The sequence below is a fragment of the Salmonella sp. WC3 genome (assembly GCF_042932255.1).
GTDB lineage: Bacteria > Pseudomonadota > Gammaproteobacteria > Enterobacterales > Enterobacteriaceae > Salmonella > Salmonella enterica.
The window spans coordinates 1,774,337-1,793,268 of sequence record NZ_CP170629.1; the positions used below are offsets into that span (position 1 = coordinate 1,774,337).

Annotated in this window: 17 protein-coding genes, 4 pseudogenes and 1 riboswitch; of the genes and pseudogenes, 12 read left to right on the top strand and 9 right to left on the bottom strand. The window is 51.8% G+C overall.

Annotation, left to right across the window (positions count from 1 at the left end):
• Positions 1-305: 305 nt before the first annotated feature.
• Positions 306-480 (top strand): annotated as a pseudogene (locus ACFK9X_RS08375) (hypothetical protein).
• A 7-nt stretch (positions 481-487) separates the two neighbouring features.
• Positions 488-2,785 (top strand): annotated as a pseudogene (gene slrP, locus ACFK9X_RS08380) (SPI-1 type III secretion system effector E3 ubiquitin transferase SlrP).
• 91 nt (positions 2,786-2,876) lie between these two features.
• Here slrP and yvcK read toward each other — a convergent pair.
• Positions 2,877-3,785, bottom strand: a complete 909-nt coding sequence (gene yvcK / locus ACFK9X_RS08385) for a uridine diphosphate-N-acetylglucosamine-binding protein YvcK (RefSeq protein ID WP_001246031.1) — start codon at positions 3,783-3,785, stop codon at positions 2,877-2,879.
• Between the two features lie 264 nt (positions 3,786-4,049).
• Positions 4,050-4,194, top strand: a riboswitch (molybdenum cofactor riboswitch).
• Between yvcK and moaA the strand changes: the two genes are divergently transcribed.
• The 9 genes from moaA (at position 4,182) to ACFK9X_RS08430 (ending at position 9,690) form a co-directional block, all read left to right on the top strand.
• A complete protein-coding gene (moaA, locus tag ACFK9X_RS08390; protein ID WP_000168186.1) occupies positions 4,182-5,171 on the top strand; it encodes a GTP 3',8-cyclase MoaA in 990 nt (329 codons plus the stop codon). (Overlaps the previous riboswitch by 13 nt.)
• Before the next feature lie 21 nt (positions 5,172-5,192).
• Positions 5,193-5,705 carry a molybdenum cofactor biosynthesis protein B gene (gene moaB / locus ACFK9X_RS08395; RefSeq protein ID WP_151116132.1) on the top strand — a complete coding sequence of 171 codons (513 nt, stop codon included), beginning with the start codon at positions 5,193-5,195 and terminating at the stop codon, positions 5,703-5,705.
• A gap of 2 nt (positions 5,706-5,707) precedes the next feature.
• Positions 5,708-6,193: a cyclic pyranopterin monophosphate synthase MoaC gene (gene moaC, locus ACFK9X_RS08400; RefSeq protein WP_000080894.1), complete on the top strand. Its 486-nt coding sequence runs from the start codon at positions 5,708-5,710 to the stop codon at positions 6,191-6,193.
• Positions 6,186-6,431 carry a molybdopterin synthase sulfur carrier subunit gene (moaD, locus tag ACFK9X_RS08405; RefSeq protein ID WP_161126829.1) on the top strand — a complete coding sequence of 82 codons (246 nt, stop codon included), beginning with the start codon at positions 6,186-6,188 and terminating at the stop codon, positions 6,429-6,431. Before moaC ends, moaD begins: the two co-directional genes overlap by 8 nt.
• A 1-nt stretch (position 6,432) precedes the next feature.
• Complete coding sequence (gene moaE, locus ACFK9X_RS08410) at positions 6,433-6,885, top strand: molybdopterin synthase catalytic subunit MoaE (protein ID WP_151116137.1); 453 nt, start codon at positions 6,433-6,435, stop codon at positions 6,883-6,885.
• A 47-nt stretch (positions 6,886-6,932) separates the two neighbouring features.
• Positions 6,933-7,637: a Bax inhibitor-1/YccA family protein gene (locus ACFK9X_RS08415; protein WP_104075927.1), complete on the top strand. Its 705-nt coding sequence runs from the start codon at positions 6,933-6,935 to the stop codon at positions 7,635-7,637.
• 145 nt (positions 7,638-7,782) lie between these two features.
• Positions 7,783-8,490, top strand: coding sequence for a Bax inhibitor-1 family protein (locus ACFK9X_RS08420; protein ID WP_151116139.1), 708 nt, complete (start codon positions 7,783-7,785; stop codon positions 8,488-8,490).
• Positions 8,491-8,513: 23 nt separating this feature from the next.
• A complete protein-coding gene (locus tag ACFK9X_RS08425; RefSeq protein WP_077951057.1) occupies positions 8,514-9,122 on the top strand; it encodes a hypothetical protein in 609 nt (202 codons plus the stop codon).
• Positions 9,123-9,129: 7 nt separating this feature from the next.
• The gene (locus ACFK9X_RS08430) at positions 9,130-9,690 is read left to right on the top strand and encodes a hypothetical protein (RefSeq protein ID WP_001750124.1); all 561 of its coding nucleotides are present in this window, start codon (positions 9,130-9,132) and stop codon (positions 9,688-9,690) included.
• 2 nt (positions 9,691-9,692) lie between these two features.
• Here ACFK9X_RS08430 and ACFK9X_RS08435 read toward each other — a convergent pair whose 3' ends face one another.
• From ACFK9X_RS08435 to ACFK9X_RS08445, 3 genes and pseudogenes are all read right to left on the bottom strand, one after another.
• Positions 9,693-10,655, bottom strand: a complete 963-nt coding sequence (locus tag ACFK9X_RS08435) for a YbhN family protein (protein WP_151116141.1) — start codon at positions 10,653-10,655, stop codon at positions 9,693-9,695.
• Complete coding sequence (gene clsB, locus ACFK9X_RS08440; RefSeq protein ID WP_000649639.1) at positions 10,655-11,896, bottom strand: cardiolipin synthase ClsB; 1,242 nt, start codon at positions 11,894-11,896, stop codon at positions 10,655-10,657. Before clsB ends, ACFK9X_RS08435 begins: the two co-directional genes overlap by 1 nt.
• Positions 11,893-12,650, bottom strand: a pseudogene (locus tag ACFK9X_RS08445) (endonuclease/exonuclease/phosphatase family protein). The gene clsB and the pseudogene ACFK9X_RS08445 overlap by 4 nt, the downstream one beginning before the upstream one ends.
• A gap of 132 nt (positions 12,651-12,782) precedes the next feature.
• Between ACFK9X_RS08445 and ACFK9X_RS08450 the strand changes: the two are divergent.
• A complete protein-coding gene (locus ACFK9X_RS08450) occupies positions 12,783-13,193 on the top strand; it encodes a YbhQ family protein (protein WP_000871970.1) in 411 nt (136 codons plus the stop codon).
• Here ACFK9X_RS08450 and ACFK9X_RS08455 read toward each other — a convergent pair.
• The 5 genes and pseudogenes from ACFK9X_RS08455 to cecR form a co-directional block, all read right to left on the bottom strand.
• The gene (locus ACFK9X_RS08455) at positions 13,155-14,261 is read right to left on the bottom strand and encodes an ABC transporter permease (RefSeq protein ID WP_151116143.1); all 1,107 of its coding nucleotides are present in this window, start codon (positions 14,259-14,261) and stop codon (positions 13,155-13,157) included. The two genes, ACFK9X_RS08450 and ACFK9X_RS08455, sit on opposite strands and share 39 nt — an antisense overlap.
• A 115-nt stretch (positions 14,262-14,376) precedes the next feature.
• Positions 14,377-15,507: an ABC transporter permease gene (locus ACFK9X_RS08460; protein ID WP_000045765.1), complete on the bottom strand. Its 1,131-nt coding sequence runs from the start codon at positions 15,505-15,507 to the stop codon at positions 14,377-14,379.
• The gene (locus tag ACFK9X_RS08465; protein WP_001287612.1) at positions 15,500-17,236 is read right to left on the bottom strand and encodes an ATP-binding cassette domain-containing protein; all 1,737 of its coding nucleotides are present in this window, start codon (positions 17,234-17,236) and stop codon (positions 15,500-15,502) included. Before ACFK9X_RS08465 ends, ACFK9X_RS08460 begins: the two co-directional genes overlap by 8 nt.
• Positions 17,229-18,224 carry a secretion protein HlyD gene (hlyD, locus tag ACFK9X_RS08470; RefSeq protein ID WP_000743436.1) on the bottom strand — a complete coding sequence of 332 codons (996 nt, stop codon included), beginning with the start codon at positions 18,222-18,224 and terminating at the stop codon, positions 17,229-17,231. The genes ACFK9X_RS08465 and hlyD overlap by 8 nt, the downstream gene beginning before the upstream one ends.
• Positions 18,224-18,898 (bottom strand): annotated as a pseudogene (gene cecR, locus ACFK9X_RS08475) (transcriptional regulator CecR). The gene hlyD and the pseudogene cecR overlap by 1 nt, the downstream one beginning before the upstream one ends.
• Between the last annotated feature and the right edge of the window lie 34 nt (positions 18,899-18,932).

The following is an 18,932-nucleotide window of genomic DNA, read 5'->3' on the forward strand; positions in this document are numbered from 1 at the left end:
TGTGTCGATCGCCAGCGAGTCATCGTTACCATGGCTCGCTTTTGAGAATTTCAGTTCAATAGTAAGGGCTAAGTCAGTCAGGAATGAAAAACAGTGACAGGCTTTGACTAACGAGATTGTCGAAAAACTCAAAACATCAATGGGGTAGCTAGTTTAATCACAACTGAAGAAAATTAGCGTTGAGGCTGAACCCAACGCTAATTTTCCCTCTCTCCTCGGCTATGAAAAAAAACGCCCCGTATTATCGGTATAGCTATCCTTATGATCGTCATTTTAATCTTATGTGAGTTCGTTGAAATCGTGTCATGGCAACAGATAACATCATCCTACGTAAAAAAAGAGGTGATAGAAGCGTGAGCATTTATAAGTCAAGCGCTGCAAATACTGAATGATTTGTCCGAAATAATGACGACTGTGACCTCTTATTTAAAGTTGAGAATATCCTTATCTGTTACTTTAGGTTACGTTCAGATCAGGTAGGGAAAATATGTTTAATATTACTAATATACAATCTACGGCAAGGCATCAAAGTATTAGCAATGAGGCCTCAACAGAGGTGCCTTTAAAAGAAGAGATATGGAATAAAATAAGTGCCTTTTTCTCTTCAGAACATCAGGTTGAAGCACAAAACTGCATCGCTTATCTTTGTCATCCACCTGAAACCGCCTCGCCAGAAGAGATCAAAAGCAAGTTTGAATGTTTAAGGATGTTAGCTTTCCCGGCGTATGCGGATAATATTCAGTATAGTAGAGGAGGGGCAGACCAATACTGTATTTTGAGTGAAAATAGTCAGGAAATTCTGTCTATAGTTTTTAATACAGAGGGCTATACCGTTGAGGGAGGGGGAAAGTCAGTCACCTATACCCGTGTGACAGAAAGCGAGCAGGCGAGTAGCGCTTCCGGCTCCAAAGATGCTGTGAATTATGAGTTAATCTGGTCTGAGTGGGTAAAAGAGGCGCCAGCGAAAGAGGCAGCAAATCGTGAAGAAGCCGTACAACGGATGCGTGACTGCCTGAAAAATAATAAGACGGAACTTCGTCTGAAAATATTAGGACTTACCACTATACCTGCCTATATTCCTGAGCAGATAACTACTCTGATACTCGATAACAATGAACTGAAAAGTTTGCCGGAAAATTTACAGGGAAATATAAAGACCCTGTATGCCAACAGTAATCAGCTAACCAGTATCCCTGCCACGTTACCGGATACCATACAGGAAATGGAGCTGAGCATTAACCGTATTACTGAATTGCCGGAACGTTTGCCTTCAGCGCTTCAATCGCTGGATCTTTTCCATAATAAAATTAGTTGCTTACCTGAAAATCTACCTGAGGAACTTCGGTACCTGAGCGTTTATGATAACAGCATAAGGACACTGCCAGCACATCTTCCGTCAGGGATTACCCATTTGAATGTGCAGAGTAATTCGTTAACCGCTTTGCCTGAAACATTGCCGCCGGGCCTGAAGACTCTGGAGGCCGGCGAAAATGCCTTAACCAGTCTGCCCGCATCGTTACCACCAGAATTACAGGTCCTGGATGTAAGTAAAAATCAGATTACGGTTCTGCCTGAAACACTTCCTCCCACGATAACAACGCTGGATGTTTCCCGTAACGCATTGACTAATCTACCGGAAAACCCCCCGGCGGCATTACAAATAATGCAGGCCTCTCGCAATAACCTGGTCCGTCTCCCGGAGTCGTTACCCCATTTTCGTGGTGAAGGACCTTAACCTACAAGAATAATCGTAGAATATAATCCTTTTTCAGAACGAACAATACAGAATATGCAGCGGCTAATGTCCTCTGTAGATTATCAGGGACCCCGGGTATTGTTTGCCATGGGCGACTTTTCAATTGTTCGGGTAACTCGACCACTGCATCAAGCTGTCCAGGGGTGGCTAACCAGTCTCGAGGAGGAAGACGTCAACCAATGGCGGGCGTTTGAGGCAGAGGCAAACGCGGCGGCTTTCAGCGGATTCCTGGACTATCTTGGTGATACGCAGAATACCCGACACCCGGATTTTAAGGAACAAGTCTCCGCCTGGCTAATGCGCCTGGCTGAAGATAGCGCACTAAGAGAAACCGTATTTATTATAGCGATGAATGCAACGATAAGCTGTGAAGATCGGGTCACACTGGCATACCACCAAATGCAGGAAGCGACGTTGGTTCATGATGCTGAAAGAGGCGCCTTTGATAGCCACTTAGCGGAACTGATTATGGCGGGGCGTGAAATCTTTCGGCTGGAGCAAATAGAATCGCTCGCCAGAGAAAAGGTAAAACGGCTGTTTTTTATTGACGAAGTCGAAGTATTTCTGGGGTTTCAGAATCAGTTACGAGAGCCGCTGTCGCTGACAACAATGACCCGGGATATGCGATTTTATAACGTTTCGGGTATCACTGAGTCTGACCTGGACGAGGCGGATATAAGGATAAAAATGGCTGAAAATAGGGATTTTCACAAATGGTTTGCGCTGTGGGGGCCGTGGCATAAAGTGCTGGAGCGCATAGCGCCAGAAGAGTGGCGTGAAATGATGGCTAAAAGGGATGAGTGTATTGAAACGGATGAGTATCAGAGCCGGGTCAATGCTGAACTGGAAGATTTAAGAATAGCAGACGACTCTGACGCAGAGCGTACTACTGAGGTACAGATGGATGCAGAGCGTGCTATTGGGATAAAAATAATGGAAGAGATCAATCAGACCCTCTTTACTGAGATCATGGAGAATATATTGCTGAAAAAAGAGTTGAGCTCGCTCATGAGCGCCTACTGGCGATAGCTGAACGCAGTTTATCAGAAGGGGGAGAGAGCCTGTTTACCCTTCGGTGTAAACAGGCTTCTGATAAGCGCAGCGTCGTCGGTAAATGGGCTTAACCCAACGCCTGTAGCGCTTTTTCCAGCGCATTGTGTAGTAACTGACGATCGTGGCGATAGGGGATATCGCTGGCCTCCAGCACTTCCTGAATCACCAGCCGATCGTTCACCGCACTGACGTCAACTTGCGGTCCAACCACCACCGCGTCAATGACTTTTTTGCCAATATATTGCTCCATCATCGCCAGCTTATCGACCAGCGTTAAACTGGCGGCGGGCAGACTCAGTTCGCGACCCAGATTGCCGATATACACCATTGGCGCTGGGGTGCGCCGCAGCGCCTGCGCCAGTTCATCCAGCAGCAGGCAAGGCATCAGGCTAGTATAAAAACTGCCAGGGCCAATCAGAATCAGATCCGCGTCATTAATGGCCTGTACCGCTTCCCGCGTCGCCGGAACGTTTGGCGTTAACATGATCTCCTGCGGCGGCGTCGCTAACTGATCGATATTCACCTCGCCATAAATCTCATGCCCCTGATCGTCAATCGCCATCAGATCTACCGGTAGCTCCGACATCGGGATCAGCTGCGCGTCCACTTTAAGCAGATTACGAATTAAATTAATCGCTTCCAGAGGCCGCACGCTCAGGTGATCTAACGCCTTTAACATCAAATTTCCGAGGTTATGACCAGAAAGTTCGCCATTACCGCCAAAACGGTACTCAAACATAGCGGATGCGACGCTGGGTTCGGTAATTAACTGATTCAGACAGTTGCGCATATCGCCCCAGGCGATCCCGCCTTCCGAGCGGCGAATACGGCCAGTTGACCCCCCGTTATCTGTGGTAGTCACAATGCCGGTCAGGCGCGAACCTAATGAAGAAAGCGAGGAGAGGACGCGTCCTAATCCATGCCCTCCGCCGAGGGCAACGACACGATCAAGGTCAGCCAGCGTACGATTGCGCATAAAAATTCCTGAAGTCAAATAAGCAGCGCTACAGTAGCGCAAGTCGCGGGTTTTCAGCAATTAGCCGACCGGCTAAAAGACAATTAATTATTCCCGACTACCCCTTTATAGCGAGGGCGTTACCACGGCTAAATGATATATATCAATGTAAAAGTGTGATTTTCACGTATTCTGTCGCTAAATAGCACGATCATATCGCTATATATATGTTTATATAGCGAAAGCGTGATGGCGAAATTGTCATTTACACGCTAGTATCGGCGTAACCACAGTAAACACTCTAGCCTCTGCACCTGGGTCATTTTTGATATGGTGCTTTGGCCGTGACAACGTTTAACGTTTGCCACCAGGGCGCAGGAAGAAATGACTCCGCCTCCCGTATTTGGAAAGGTGTACATGGCTTCACAACTTACCGATGCTTTCGCGCGTAAGTTTTACTACTTGCGTTTGTCGATTACCGATGTGTGTAACTTTCGTTGCACCTACTGTCTGCCGGATGGCTACAAACCTGGCGGCGTCACTAACAACGGTTTCCTTACCGTCGATGAAATTCGTCGCGTTACGCGCGCTTTTGCCAGTCTTGGCACGGAGAAGGTGCGTCTTACCGGCGGCGAGCCTTCATTACGCCGCGATTTTACCGACATCATTGCCGCCGTGGGTGAAAATGATGCTATTCGCCAGATTGCGGTGACCACTAACGGTTATCGACTGGCGCGCGATGCCGCGAGCTGGCGCGAAGCGGGGCTGACGGGCGTCAATGTTAGCGTGGATAGTCTGGATGCGCGTCAGTTCCATGCGATTACCGGTCAGGACAAATTCCGCCAGGTGATGGCGGGCATCGATGCCGCCTTTGACGCCGGTTTCGAAAAGGTGAAAGTCAACACCGTGCTGATGCGCGACGTGAATCACCATCAGTTGGATACCTTCCTTGCCTGGATTCAGCCTCGCCCCATTCAGCTACGCTTCATTGAACTTATGGAGACGGGCGAGGGGAGCGATCTCTTCCGCAAACATCATATTTCGGGTCAGGTATTACGCGACGAGCTGATTAAGCGCGGTTGGATCCACCAGCTCCGCCAGCGCAGCGATGGCCCGGCGCAGGTTTTTTGTCATCCCGATTACGCCGGTGAGATCGGTCTCATTATGCCGTATGAAAAAGATTTCTGCGCCACCTGTAACCGCCTGCGTGTTTCGTCCGTCGGTAAGCTGCATTTATGTCTGTTTGGCGACGGCGGCGTGAGTTTACGCGACCTGTTACAGGATGACGCGCAGCAATACGCGCTTGAGGAACGTATTTCCGACGCGTTGCGGGAGAAAAAGCAGACCCACTTCCTTCACCAGAGCAATACTGGTATTACGCAAAATTTATCTTACATTGGCGGTTAATCCTTAATAAGGAGATTTCAGATGAGTCAGGTCAGCGCTGAATTTATCCCGACCCGCATCGCTATTCTTACTGTTTCCAGCCGACGCGGCGAAGAAGACGACACCTTCGGTCATTATCTGCGTGATTCGGCGCAGGAGGCCGGGCATGAAGTGGTGGCGAAAGCCATCGTTAAAGAGAACCGTTACGCGATTCGCGCCCAGGTTTCCGCCTGGATCGCCAGTGATGAGGTGCAGGTCGTATTGATAACTGGTGGGACCGGTTTGACCGAAGGCGATCAGGCGCCGGAAGCGCTGTTGCCGCTGTTCGATCGTGAAGTGGAAGGATTTGGCGAAGTGTTTCGCATGCTCTCGTTTGAAGAGATCGGCACCGCAACTCTGCAGTCGCGCGCGGTAGCTGGCGTGGCGAATAACACCTTGATTTTCGCCATGCCGGGCTCCACAAAAGCATGCAGAACCGCATGGGAGAATATCATTGCGCCGCAGCTGGATGCCCGTACACGCCCATGTAATTTTCACCCTCATTTAAAGAAATAACGATGTCGCAATTAACCCATATAAACGCCGCAGGCGAAGCGCACATGGTGGACGTTTCCGCTAAAGCGGAAACCGTTCGTGAAGCGCGGGCGGAAGCATTCGTTACCATGCGTAGTGAAACGCTGGCGATGATTGTTGATGGCAAACACCACAAGGGCGACGTTTTCGCGACCGCCCGAATTGCCGGTATTCAGGCCGCCAAACGCACCTGGGAGCTGATCCCGCTGTGCCACCCGCTACTGCTAAGTAAAGTGGAGATTCAGCTTCAGGCCGAGCCGGAGCATAACCGTGTGCGTATTGAGTCGCTGTGCCGTCTGACCGGTAAAACCGGCGTCGAAATGGAAGCGTTAACCGCGGCGTCCGTCGCGGCGTTAACCATCTACGACATGTGTAAAGCGGTACAAAAAGATATGGTAATTGGTCCGGTGCGTCTGCTGGCGAAAAGCGGCGGCAAATCGGGGGATTTTAAGGTGGATGCGCATGATTAAGGTGCTTTTCTTCGCCCAGGTTCGCGAGCTTACAGGAACTGACGCGCTGGAGCTTCCAGCAGATTTTTCCACCGTTGAGTCGCTGCGACAGCATCTGGCGACAAAGAGCGATCGTTGGGCGCTGGTGCTGGAAGACGGCAAGCTGTTGGCGGCGGTCAACCAGACGCTGGTAAGTTTTGACCATCCGCTGACGGCGGGCGATGAAGTGGCGTTTTTCCCGCCAGTCACGGGGGGCTAACATGCGTGAAACGCGAATTGTAGTCGGCCCTGCGCCGTTTAGCGTCGGGGAGGAATATTCCTGGCTGGCGGCGCGCGACGAAGACGGCGCGGTCGTCACCTTTACCGGAAAAGTGCGCAATCATAACCTGGGCGATAGCGTTAAGGCGCTGACGCTGGAGCATTATCCCGGCATGACTGAGAAAGCTCTGGTGGAGATCGTCGCGAAGGCGCGTTCCCGCTGGCCGCTGGGACGGGTCACGGTGATTCATCGCGTTGGCGAATTATGGCCGGGCGATGAGATTGTGTTTGTCGGCGTCACCAGCGCGCACCGCAGTAGCGCGTTCGACGCCGGTCAGTTCATTATGGATTATCTGAAAACCCGTGCGCCGTTCTGGAAGCGTGAAGCCACGCCGGAAGGCGATCGCTGGGTCGAAGCGCGCGACAGCGACCAGCAGTTGGCGAAACGTTGGTAGCAGAATGTGATACGCTTTAGGGTATCATTTCCACACAGGAGTTCATCATGGACAGATTTCCACGATCTGATTCAATAGTGCAGGCGCGATCCGGCCTGCAGACCTATATGGCGCAAGTGTATGGCTGGATGACGGTCGGACTGTTACTGACCGCGTTTATCGCGTGGTATGCGGCTAATACGCCAGCCGTCATGATGTTTGTCTTTTCCAGTAAGATCACCTTCTTTGGCTTAATTATTGCCCAGCTTGCGCTGGTGTTTGTTCTGTCGGGACTGGTGCATAAACTTAGCGCCGGAATGGCGACGACGCTGTTTATGCTCTATTCGGCGCTAACCGGATTGACGTTATCCAGTATTTTTATCGTTTACACCTACTCCTCTATCGCCAGCACGTTTGTGGTGACGGGGGGAATGTTTGGCGCCATGAGCCTGTACGGGTACACCACTAAACGCGATCTTAGCGGTTTCGGCAACATGCTGTTTATGGCGCTTATTGGTATCGTTCTGGCGTCGCTGGTCAATTTCTGGCTGAAGAGTGAAGCGCTGATGTGGGCGGTAACCTATATCGGGGGGGTGGTGTTTGTCGGTCTGACCGCCTATGACACGCAGAAACTGAAAAATATCGGCGAGCAAATAGATACCCGCGATAGCGCTAATCTGCGTAAATATTCGATTCTCGGCGCGTTAACGCTGTACCTGGACTTTATCAACCTGTTCCTGATGTTACTGCGTATTTTTGGTAATCGCCGCTAATTATAGCGATCTCTTAAAATCCTGGCCCTGCGCCAGGATTTTTTTAGGACTATATTTAGGGCGAAACAGCATAAATATCTTAGAAATGTTTTCCTGCGCTTGCCATTCTTATCACCGTGATCATGTGAAGAGTGATAAATGACAAGTGGGACCTCTGGCTGCAATACGTATACGGCAAATAGCATTTATTCCCGCGACAATGTTATCCCTTACCTATTGGTATACTGCGTTGGGACTATGGTGTACCGCCGGCATTATATGGTTAACGTTGTATACTCATTTTTTGATAACTCACGTTCAACCTGTTGTTGTTTTGTGGATATCAGCACTTTTGCTTGGCCTGGGGTATGGGGCCGTTACCTGTGTTTTCCGCTTTGGCACTGTTGTCGTAACGTTGATATATATTGCCATAATTACACTTACCGGCGTGTCATTAGCTTACCTTTTCTCAGGTGGCGTGACCATTTTCGTGATTGTTGGAATCATGTTTAGTCTTAATGCCTTATTTATTTTCTACCTGAATATCAGCTCTGGTCTATTCAGGCCGTTAATTTTTATGGCGGTAAGCGGGATCATCGCTGCGATAGTTGTCAATAGCCTGGTGGCCAGTAGCACTCTGGTCTGGATAGTCAGTATGCTGACGGTATTGGTATGGACATTGATTACAGCACTAGAAAAATCGACACTTCATGGTTATGCCCGCATATTATACCACAGCGAGTTTTCATCCCCGTCTCGTTGCGCTTTATTTGGCGCGCTGACGCTTTACCTTGGTATTATTAATGCTGTGGTTACGCTGTGTCGTTATATCATTTTGATGATTCTGGAAATACTATTATCTTTCAGGCCGTAGGCGTTGCAGGTTTTTTATTCAGGTTGGTGATGATGGGTATAATGAGTAAATTATGTGGCAAACAATTTTGGTTAGCGTTTTGTGAAGCTAAAGACGTCACTCGCGCCATTAAAAATGGCGGCGAGGATTTTAATAAGAAATGCCCACCAGCGCTGATTTCTCATTTCATTACCGGATTGTCATGGGAACATTCATTACCTAATCCTGCGCCTGTTTGCGCGTTTAGTTTTATGCTTCTTGTGGGAGGTGTGTGCAGTGCGCATTTTGTTTTTGATAAGTTTATTCTATATTGGCCACTAAATATAATCATTTATTTGGGCAGTGCTATAGGTATGATGCTATGTGTTATGGCTGAGGTATGGCTTATTGCCAAAGGTTTTATCCTGGGGTTGCGCCTCTGCGTTTTACTGTTTTTATTAAATATTATGCTCTGCGGTACTGGATTATTTGACGTGTTGTGCAATCAAAATAGCGAACTAAAGAGTGATCTGGTTATCGCGATTATTATGGTTGTGCTTTGCCGCTGGGTGATGAATGGCGAAACGTTTACGATGATGATTCGTTTCTGCCTGGGGCGTCGATTAGTGCGAGTCGCATTACAAAAATATCTCACCTCACAGACAAGGAAATGATAAGCCCATGAACCTGATGACGTGGCTAACAGGAAAAACACTGGCGGAGCTGGTGAAAAAAGGGCAGTTGATCCCGCCAGAAATTAAGTTACCTGTGTATCCGGCCAGCCACTACAAAAAAAACTGGTATGAACAAGGTATTCCTCACGGAGGCGTTATTGGGCTTACGGCGATCATGATGACCATGACATGGATCGTCAGTATAAACATGGTTATTGCGCAGTTTGAGCTGCACAATAAAAAGCATCTGGAGCTGGTCTTCTTCCTGACCGTGGGCTATATCGCTTTTCTTACCCCGTCAAATCAGCTCCTGCTTAAAGGAAGAATGAGCGGGGTCATTATTTACCGCTATGCGCTATTGCTGGCCATTATTTCCGTTACGTTGGCAACGTTCTGTACCCTGTCATCAGTATTCATGGGCGAGTTTCACGAAGTGCTCCTGTTGCTGTTTAGCTGGTCATTGCTGCTTTTTTCCCGCTTACAGATGAATACGTCTTTTTTCTCAGCATATGTTTATTTTTACCGGATAAAACGCGTTGTGCTGGAAAGCGAAAACGCGTCTGCTTAAATTTATTTCGCCATCGCCCGCTCGTTTTTCGCCCGCAGCTTCTTCGCCCGGCTCTCCAGGATCAGGTAGCACACCAGCGCCAGCAACAGGGGAATAAAATAGTAAAGCACGCGGTACGCGAGCAGGGCGGCGATAATCGTGCCTTGCGACGTATGTTCGCCCGCCAGCAACGCAAGGAATACGGCCTCCAGCACGCCGATGCCTGCCGGAATATGCACGATGACGCCCGCGATACTGCTCACCAGCAGTACGCCCAGCACAAAGAAATAGTTCACATCCTGACCCATCAGCAGCCAGATAATGGCGCCCATCGCCATCCAGTTCGCGCTGGAGATCGCCATCTGCGCCAGCGCGAATTTCCATGACAGCAGCACCAGTTTCTGTCCTTTAATCGTCATATGCCGCCGCTTCGCAAAGGCGCAAAACCACAGATAGACCGCGATAATCAACAATAAAACGATACCGAGAATACGTAGCGTGCCTGCATCGATATACCAGTGGTCGGGAAGCTGGACAATGCCGAAGGTAAAAATGATGCCGCCAAGCAGAATATAGCCCAGCCAGTTAGTGGTAATGCTGAGTGAGAAAATGCGCGTGATAGTACTGCCGGGCAACCCGAGGCGAGAGTATAGTCGGTAACGCATCCCGATCCCGCCGACCCAGGTGCTGAGCGTCAGGTTAAAGGCATAGCAGACGAACGATACCAACATCACCTGTCGCTTCGCCAGTTTATGGCCGCAATAAAGCCGTCCAAGCAGGTCGTAGCAGCCGTACAGAAGATAGCTAACGATCACCAGTCCCACAGCGCTTAAAAGCGCCGTGCGGTTATAGTCGCGGATGACGGTCCAGACATCGCCCCAGTCGACCTTTTTAGCATAAACCACCAGCAGAACGACGACCGCAATAAAAAACAGCCAGGTCAGCACTTTTTTAGCCAGCCGCCAGCGCGGATGCGATTTAGCCATTAGGGCTTCACTCCTGTATTTTCTGGATCAACGCGATCCTGGGTTTCCATTTCTGGCTGGGCAGGCGGGGGAACCTGCGCCAGATGCGGGGTATGCGCAGGTAGCCAGCCGACCAGCGCCGGGAAATGACGTAAAAAGTGGAACGCCAGCACGCTTTTGGTCAGGTTCCACCAGGTGCGTTTTGGCAGCATAGACTCATCGACCTGCTTACAATCATTCACGATGATGCCTTGTAAATTATCGCGCAGGGTCTGGTTAAAGGTACGATCGTGAATGATCAGGTTAGCTTCAAGGTTAAGCGACAGGCTGAGCGGATCGAGATTACTCGACCCTACCGTGGCCCAGTGATCGTCCATCAGCGCCACTTTGCCATGCAGCGGACGGCGTCGGTATTCATAAACCTGCACGCCGCCCTTCACCAGATAGTTATAGAGCAACCGCGCGCCGACTTTGACTATCGGCATGTCTGGTTCCCCCTGGACAATCAGTTTTACGCTCACGCCACGGCGGGCGGCTTTACGCATTGCGTGGAGCAAGCGATAGCCGGGGAAAAAATAGGCGTTAGCGATAATCACTTCACGCTTTGCCTGGGTCAGCATTTTCAGATAATGACGTTCGATATCGTCGCGGTGTTCTTCATTATCCCGCCAGACAAACAGCGCCTGCGCTTCGCCGGGGTGACGGTTTTCTTCAGCCTGGTGATGGCGCTTCCACCAGCGGCGCGCGGGGCTTTGCCCCGGCAGATTCTCGACTTCGAATTGCAGGATATCGGCCACTACAGGCCCTTCGACCCGTACCGCGTAGTCTTGTTTCGCCTGCGGGCCGTAATCCGACATATGTTCGGCGGAGTAGTTAATGCCGCCGACAAAAGCAATACGATCATCAATCACCACAATTTTGCGGTGCATTCGGCGGAAGATATTGGTTCGCAACCCCAGTAGACGCGGGCGGGGGTCGTAATAGCGAAAAATCACGCCCGCTGAGGTCAATTCGCCGACAAACGCGTCGCTGAGATCGGGAGAGCCGTAGCCGTCGAGTAATACTTCGGCTTTTACGCCGCGCTGTGCGGCTTTTAGCAGAGCGGCATGGAGTTTTTTACCCACCTCATCTTCAAACAAGATAAAGGTTTCCAGAATGATTTTTTGCTGTGCCTGAGCGATAGCCTCAAACACGGCAGGATAGAACTGGTCGCCGTTTTCCAGTAGCTGAATTTGATTACCTTCACGCCAGCCGCATTTCATAGATGGATCTCCGCGCTAAGGGGGCATGGTCTGATAAATGTCGCCAGTTCCGCAGCGGTAGCGCCGTAGGAGAACTGGCGTTCGCATTCTTGACGTAAATACGATCGAGTCGCAGCAGCGGCATACTCACCGGGAATGTGCGCGCCGGTCGGCCATGGGCACGGGTGAATATCTCCTCCAGCCCGGCCGCGTTTAACGGCGGGCCGGCCTTTTGCCGCCAGTCATTAAAGTCTCCGGCCACCAGCACCGGTTCTGATTCCGGCAAGGCATTCACCCATCCCGCCAGCATGGTTAACTGCGCCTGGCGGTGGCTCTCCCGCAGGCCGAGATGTACGCACATGACGTGGATAGGGCGGTTGAGCATGGGCGGCGTAATGCGGCAATAGAGCACGCCGCGTTTTTCGCTACCGCCGACCGAGACGTCGCGATTTTCATAATGTTCAATGGGATAGCGAGAAAGAACCGCGTTACCGTGGTGGCCTTCCGGATAGACCGCATTGCGGCCATAGGCGAAATCGCTCCACATGGTGTCGGCCAAAAATTCATAGTGGGTAGTGTCCGGCCAGTTTTCGATATGCAGCGGATGTACTTCATGCGCGCCCATTACTTCTTGCAGACAGACGATATCGGCACCGACCGTTCTGACGGCGTCGCGCAGCTCCGGCAGGATGAAGCGTTTATTAAAGGCGGTAAAACCTTTGTGCGTATTAATTGTGAGCACTTTGAATGAAAAATTTCGCGTGTGTTGAGTCATTTTCTTCCTGTCCGCGTCACTATCCTGATTGAAATAGTGTAGTCGTCGTCACAAAAAGATGCGGTCTTACGGAATTTTCCGTAAAGTTCGGTACTCTGAATAATGAGAGAAAAATGCTTCAGGAGAAAAGCCATGAAGTGGCAACAACGCGTTCGTGTCGCAACCGGCCTCGGTTGTTGGCAGATTATGTTGCATTTACTGGTAGTGGCGATGCTGGTAATAGGCTGGATGAGCGGCACATTAGTGCGCGTCGGCCTGGGATTATGCGTGCTTTATGGCGTGACGGTACTGCTGATGCTGGCGTTGCAGCGCCATCATGAGCAACGCTGGCGCGATGTGGCGGATGTGCTGGAAGAGCTGACTACCACCTGGTACTTCGGCACCGCGCTGATTGTCCTCTGGCTGCTATCCCGCGTATTGCAAAACAATGTCTTGCTGGCGCTGGCGGGGCTGGCTATCCTGGCCGGGCCCGCCGTGGTCTCGCTACTGGCGAAAGATAAAAAGCTACATCACTTTGCGTCTAAACATCGCATACGCCGCTGACCCCGTGGTGGCCGCTATCACCAGTAGCGGCCACAAACTTCCCCAGACAACTCCCAGACTCGCATCCTTAAGATAAATTTGCTTAGTAATATCAGTAAAGTGGCGGATAGGGTTTATCCACGTCAGGTTTTGCAGCCAGACCGGCATATTTTCCACCGGCGAGACATAACCCGAGAGCAAAATCGCCGGCATCATAAAGACAAAGACGCCGATAAACGCCTGCTGTTGCGTGGCGCAAAGCGATGATATCAGCAAGCCAAAGCCTACCAGCGACAGCCCGTAAATCACCATCGTGAAATAAAACAGCGCTAACGAACCGGCGAAGGGAATTTGGTATGCCCAAATGCCGATAGCCAGCACGATCGTGGCCTGGAAGGTCGCGACAATCAGCGCCGGCACCGCTTTACCAACGAAAATCTGCCAGGTGGTGAGCGGAGAGACCAGCAGCTGATCCAGAGTGCCTTGTTCACGCTCGCGGGCGACGGACAGCGAAGTGACGATCATCACGCCAATAGTGGTGATCATGGCGATCAGCGAGGGCACCACAAACCACTTGTAGTCCAGATTCGGGTTATACCAGTTGCGTACCACCAGTTCGCTATTGTTGGGCTTTGGTTTGCCGTCCATCAATGTCTGCTGATACTCCTTGACGATCTGTTGCAGATAATTGGCGGCAATTTGCGCGCTGTTGGAGTTACGTCCATCAAGAATGAGTTGCATCGGCGCAGGCTGGAAGGTATCCAGATTCCGCGAGAAATCCGCCGGGAAGCGCACCAGCAGCAGCGCTTTTTGCGTATCGATAGTCGGCTGGATCTCCTGCGGACTGTTCAGCAATAGCACATGGGTAAACGCTTTCGCGCGGGCAAAACGCTGGGTAAGTTCTACCGAATGTTTGCCGTTATCTTCGTTATAGATGGCGATAGTCGCGTTAGTGACTTCAAGCGTCGCGGCGAACGGAAACAGGATGACCTGAATCAGCACAGGCAGAATCAGGATCGCGCGCGTTTGCGGTTCGCGTAAAAGCGATTGCAGTTCTTTGCGAATTAACGTCCATAAACGATGAAACATGCCCGTCCTCTCAGTCCAGTTTGCAGGCCTGATAAGCAAAGCGTATCAGGCATAATACCGGATGGCGGCGTGAACGCCTTATCCGGCCTACGACGACAATTATCCATACACATAGTTAATCCAGCCGTCGTTTGGTTTTTAGCCACGTCAGGCCAATAAACATCACCGCCGAGGCGATTAAAAACAGTACGTTAACGCCTAACACGACCGGAATATTGCCGGCCAGAAACAGACTTTGTAGGGTGCTGACAAAATAGCGCGCCGGAATAATATAGGTCACCGCGCGGATCACCGCAGGCATACTGTCTATCTGGAAGATAAATCCGGACAGCATAATCGAGGGCAAAAACGCGGCGTTCAGCGCCACCTGCGCGGCGTTAAACTGGTTGCGAGTGATAGTGGAAATCAACAGCCCCATCCCCAGCGTACTCAGTAAAAACAGACTGGTGATGATAAACAGAATCACCAGCGAACCGCGATACGGCACGCCGAGAATAAACACCGATACCAGCATACAGAGCAGCATCGCCAGCATACCGAGAAAGTAATAGGGAATAAGCTTACACAGCAGCAGTTCAACACGCGTCACTTCGGTTGAGAGCAGCGCCTCCATCGTGCCGCGCTCCCATTCGCGGGCAACGACCAGCGAGGTGAGGATTGCGCCAATTACCGTCATGATAATGGTCACCGCCCCGGGAATGATAAAATGCTGACTGATCGCCGCCGGGTTAAACCAGTAGCGCGTCTGGACGTCGATGAGCGGTTCAAAGGTGTCGCCGCGATCTTCCGCCCGCTGCTGTTGCCAGATTTGCCAGATGCCTTCAACATAACCCTGAACGAAGTTGGCGGTGTTTGGCTCGCTGCCGTCGGTAATCACCTGAATCGGCGCGCTGTCACCGTCGCGCGCCATTTGCTGCGCGAAATCCACCGGAATCACCACCAGTCCGCGAATGCGTCCGGCCTGCATTTTTTCAATTAATTCATGGCGGTTATCGCTAATGGTCGCGTCGATATAGGGTGAACCGGTCATCGCATGAGTGAAATCCAGCGCCTCCTGGCTTTGTTGTTCAAGCAGAATCCCCACCCGCAGCTTGCTGGAGTCGAGGTTAATACCGTAACCAAAAATAAACAGCAACAGCAGCGGGATCACCACCGCAATCAGCCAGCTACTGGGATCGCGCACGATCTGGCGCGTCTCTTTGACGCACAACGCACGCACGCGGCGCCAGGAGAGAGACTTACTCATGCGTATGCTCCTTATCCCAGTCATTGATGAGAGTGATAAAGGCCTGCTCCATCGTCGGATCGGCCTGTTGCTCATCGGCGGCCTGCGCTTTGAGATCGTCCGGCGTACCGCTGGCGATAAGCTTCCCGCGATAAACCAGTCCGATGCGATCGCAATATTCCGCCTCATCCATAAAGTGGGTCGTCACCATTACCGTGACCCCTTTTTCCACCATGCTATTAATATGCAGCCAAAATTCACGGCGGGTGAGGGGATCAACCCCGGACGTTGGTTCATCAAGGAATAAAATATCCGGTTCGTGCATCAGCGAGCAGGCCAGCGCCAGTCGCTGTTTAAAGCCCAGCGGCAGCGCATCGGTGGGATGCGACGCGATGCTTTTCAGACCAAACGCTTCACTCATGCGCTGAATTTTTTCATTTTGCGCGCGGCCCCGCAAACCGTAGACGCCGGAGAAAAAACGCAGGTTCTGCTCAACCGTCAGGTTGCCGTAAAGCGAAAATTTTTGTGCCATATAGCCCAGATGCTGACGGGCTTTGCCGGAGCTGACTTTCAGGTCCATATCCAGCACCAGCGCCTTGCCGGACGTCGGCACCAGCAGGCCGCACATCATTTTAAAGGTGGTTGATTTACCCGCGCCGTTCGGGCCGAGCAGGCCAAAAATCTCGCCGCGTTGTACGACGAAATTAACATGGTCCGTGGCCGCGAAATCGCCAAATTTTTTCGTCAGTTCCTGCGCTTCAATCACCGTTTCGCCGGCAGTGCCTTCAACCGTATGCAGGATTGAACCCAGCGGAGACTCCGAGGTTCCCGCTCCGCCAAGCAGATCGATAAACGCATCTTCGAAGCGCGGCGCGGTCTCATTGAGGGTGATTTCCGGCATTCCTTCGGCCTGACGAATATCTGCTGCGGTCGCCTCTTTTTTCAGGATCAGGCGTACCGAACGCCCCTGAATCATGCCGTCGCTCACCTGCGGCAGTCTGAGCGCTCTCTGTAGTAACTTACGGTTGTTTTCCTGTGGACTGCTCATCAGAAAGCTACGACCGGCCATCGTTTGCGTCAGCGCTTTAGGTTCGCCCTGATAGAGCAGCTCGCCTTCATTCATCAGCAGCACATCGCGGCACTGTTCGGCTTCATCCAGATAGGAGGTGCTCCATAAAATCAGCATCCCGTCGCCCGCCAGTTCGTGGACCATTTGCCACAACTCGCGCCGTGAAATCGGGTCAACGCCAACGCCCGGTTCATCCAACAGCAGCACTTTCGGTTCGCCGACCAGCGTACAGGCCAGCCCCAGTTTTTGCTTCATCCCGCCGGACAATTTTCCTGCCAGACGGCCAGTGAAAGGGCCGAGGGCGGTAAACTCCAACAAACGGGCAAAGGTCTTTTCCCGTATCTCGCCGGTAACGCTGCGTAAATCGGCATAGAGATTAAGGTTCTCCATGACGGTAAGATCTTCATACAGACCGAATTTCTGCGGCATATAGCCCAGAACCGCGTGCAGCTCGCTGTCGTTTTGTATCGGGTCGAAGCCCAATACTGACGCGTTGCCGCCATCGGCTTTGAGCAGGCCCGCCAGCATACGCATCAGCGTGGTTTTTCCTGCGCCGTCCGGCCCTACCAGCCCGGTGACATAACCGGAATGAATGGTACAGTCGAGCGGCGCGACGGCGGGTTTATCCATTCCCGCAAAGCGCTTCGTCAGACCGTGCAGCGTAATAACGGCCTCACTCATGCCGTGCCTCGTCATTAAATTTCACCGTGACTGGCATCCCCTGGCGTAACGCATCGTCCGCATCGGTGACGATAATGCGCAGGCGATAGACGAGATCGGTACGCAGATCCGGCGTTTCGACGGTTTTCGGCGTAAATTCCGCGGTGGGCGAAACGAAACCAATCTTGCCGTGGTAAGGTTTGTCAGGACGACCGTCGGTATACAACAGAATGTCGCGCCCCGGTTGCGTCTGACTGAGGTTGCGTTCATCGACATAGGCGCGCACCCAGACGGGGCGGGTCAGCGAGAGCGTTAATACCGTGCTGCCGGCGTTCAGCATACTGCCAGGCTCGACCGCGCGGGTGAGCAAGGTTCCGTTGGCAGGCGCGATAAGCGTGGTGTCCTGCAAATCAAGCTGCGCCTGCGCCAGTTGGGCCTTTGCCTGTTCCAGGCTGGCTTTCGCCTGGGCGATATCCTGTTCACGATTACCGGTACGGTACTGGCTCAGTTTATCCTGCGCGGACTTCAGCGTCGCCTGCGCCTGATCGCGCGATGAGCGGGCGTTTTCCAGATCGTTAGCGGAAATGGTGCGGCTTTTCCACAATCCTTGCTGACGGTTATAAAAGTTTTGCGCGTAGTCATAGGCGGCTTGCGCCTGTCTGACGGCGGCGGCGGCCTGGGCTATCTCTTCATCGCGATAGCCTGCCAGCATCAAATCATATTGCGCCTGCGCGACCGACACGCCAGCTTTCGCCTGCATTAGCGCGTTTTCGTATGGCGCGTGATCCAGTTCGCCGAGCACCTGTCCGGCTTTGATAGTATCGCCTTCATCAACATTCAGCGACGCCAGCCTGCCGCCGACGCGAAAGCTGATATTGACGGTACGGATATCGACATTACCGTATAGCGTCAGCCCATCGTCCTGCCGACTTTGATACCACCAGGTTCCACCGGCAATCACAGCGACGATCGCTGCGATTGCCAGTCCGATAACGACAGGTTTTTTCATCAGTCCAGACTCCTTTGCGTTAAACCGTGCAGAATAAGATCGATGTGGCAGGTTACCGTCTGGTAAATCAGCTCCGCTTTTTCTTCATCAAACTGCGGCCAGCCGGTACGTAACAGAATAGTTTCTTTGCCGAGACGAAACGCCAGTACTTCTCCCAGTAAGGCATGGGTATGCAAAATCATGCGCGTATCATTGGCGTCGCAGCCGGTATAAGCGGCAACCAATCTTGTCAGATGGGTGTGCAACGGATCGATAACCTGTTCATGGACCAATTGATAGGCCGACGTGGGAGAGAGCTGCTCGCGTGAAATAAATTTGCTCAGGTTAACGGTGTCTTCCTGCGTCAGCAGCATAATCATGTTCTTGCAGGCGAGCAGAATGAGCTCGCGTATGGCGTCCCGGTCAGGGGCAGGCTGGCTAAACAGACGCTCCGCTTTTTCAGCATGGGGGCGAAATTTTTCGCCAAGAAAATCGGCAATCCACTGGGCGCAGGCGAGGTATAAATCCTCTTTTGAGCCGAAATAGTAAGTAATGGCGGCAATATTTTGCCCCGCCAGCGCAGCGATATCGCGCGTGGTGGCATGGAGGCCATACTAGCCAAACTGCGCCAGTGCGGCGGCAATGAGCTGACTTTTCGCCTGCTCGCCCTTGGTGGTCGTGGTGGGAATATTCATCACACGCCCTAATTTTTAATCAATCGATTGATTA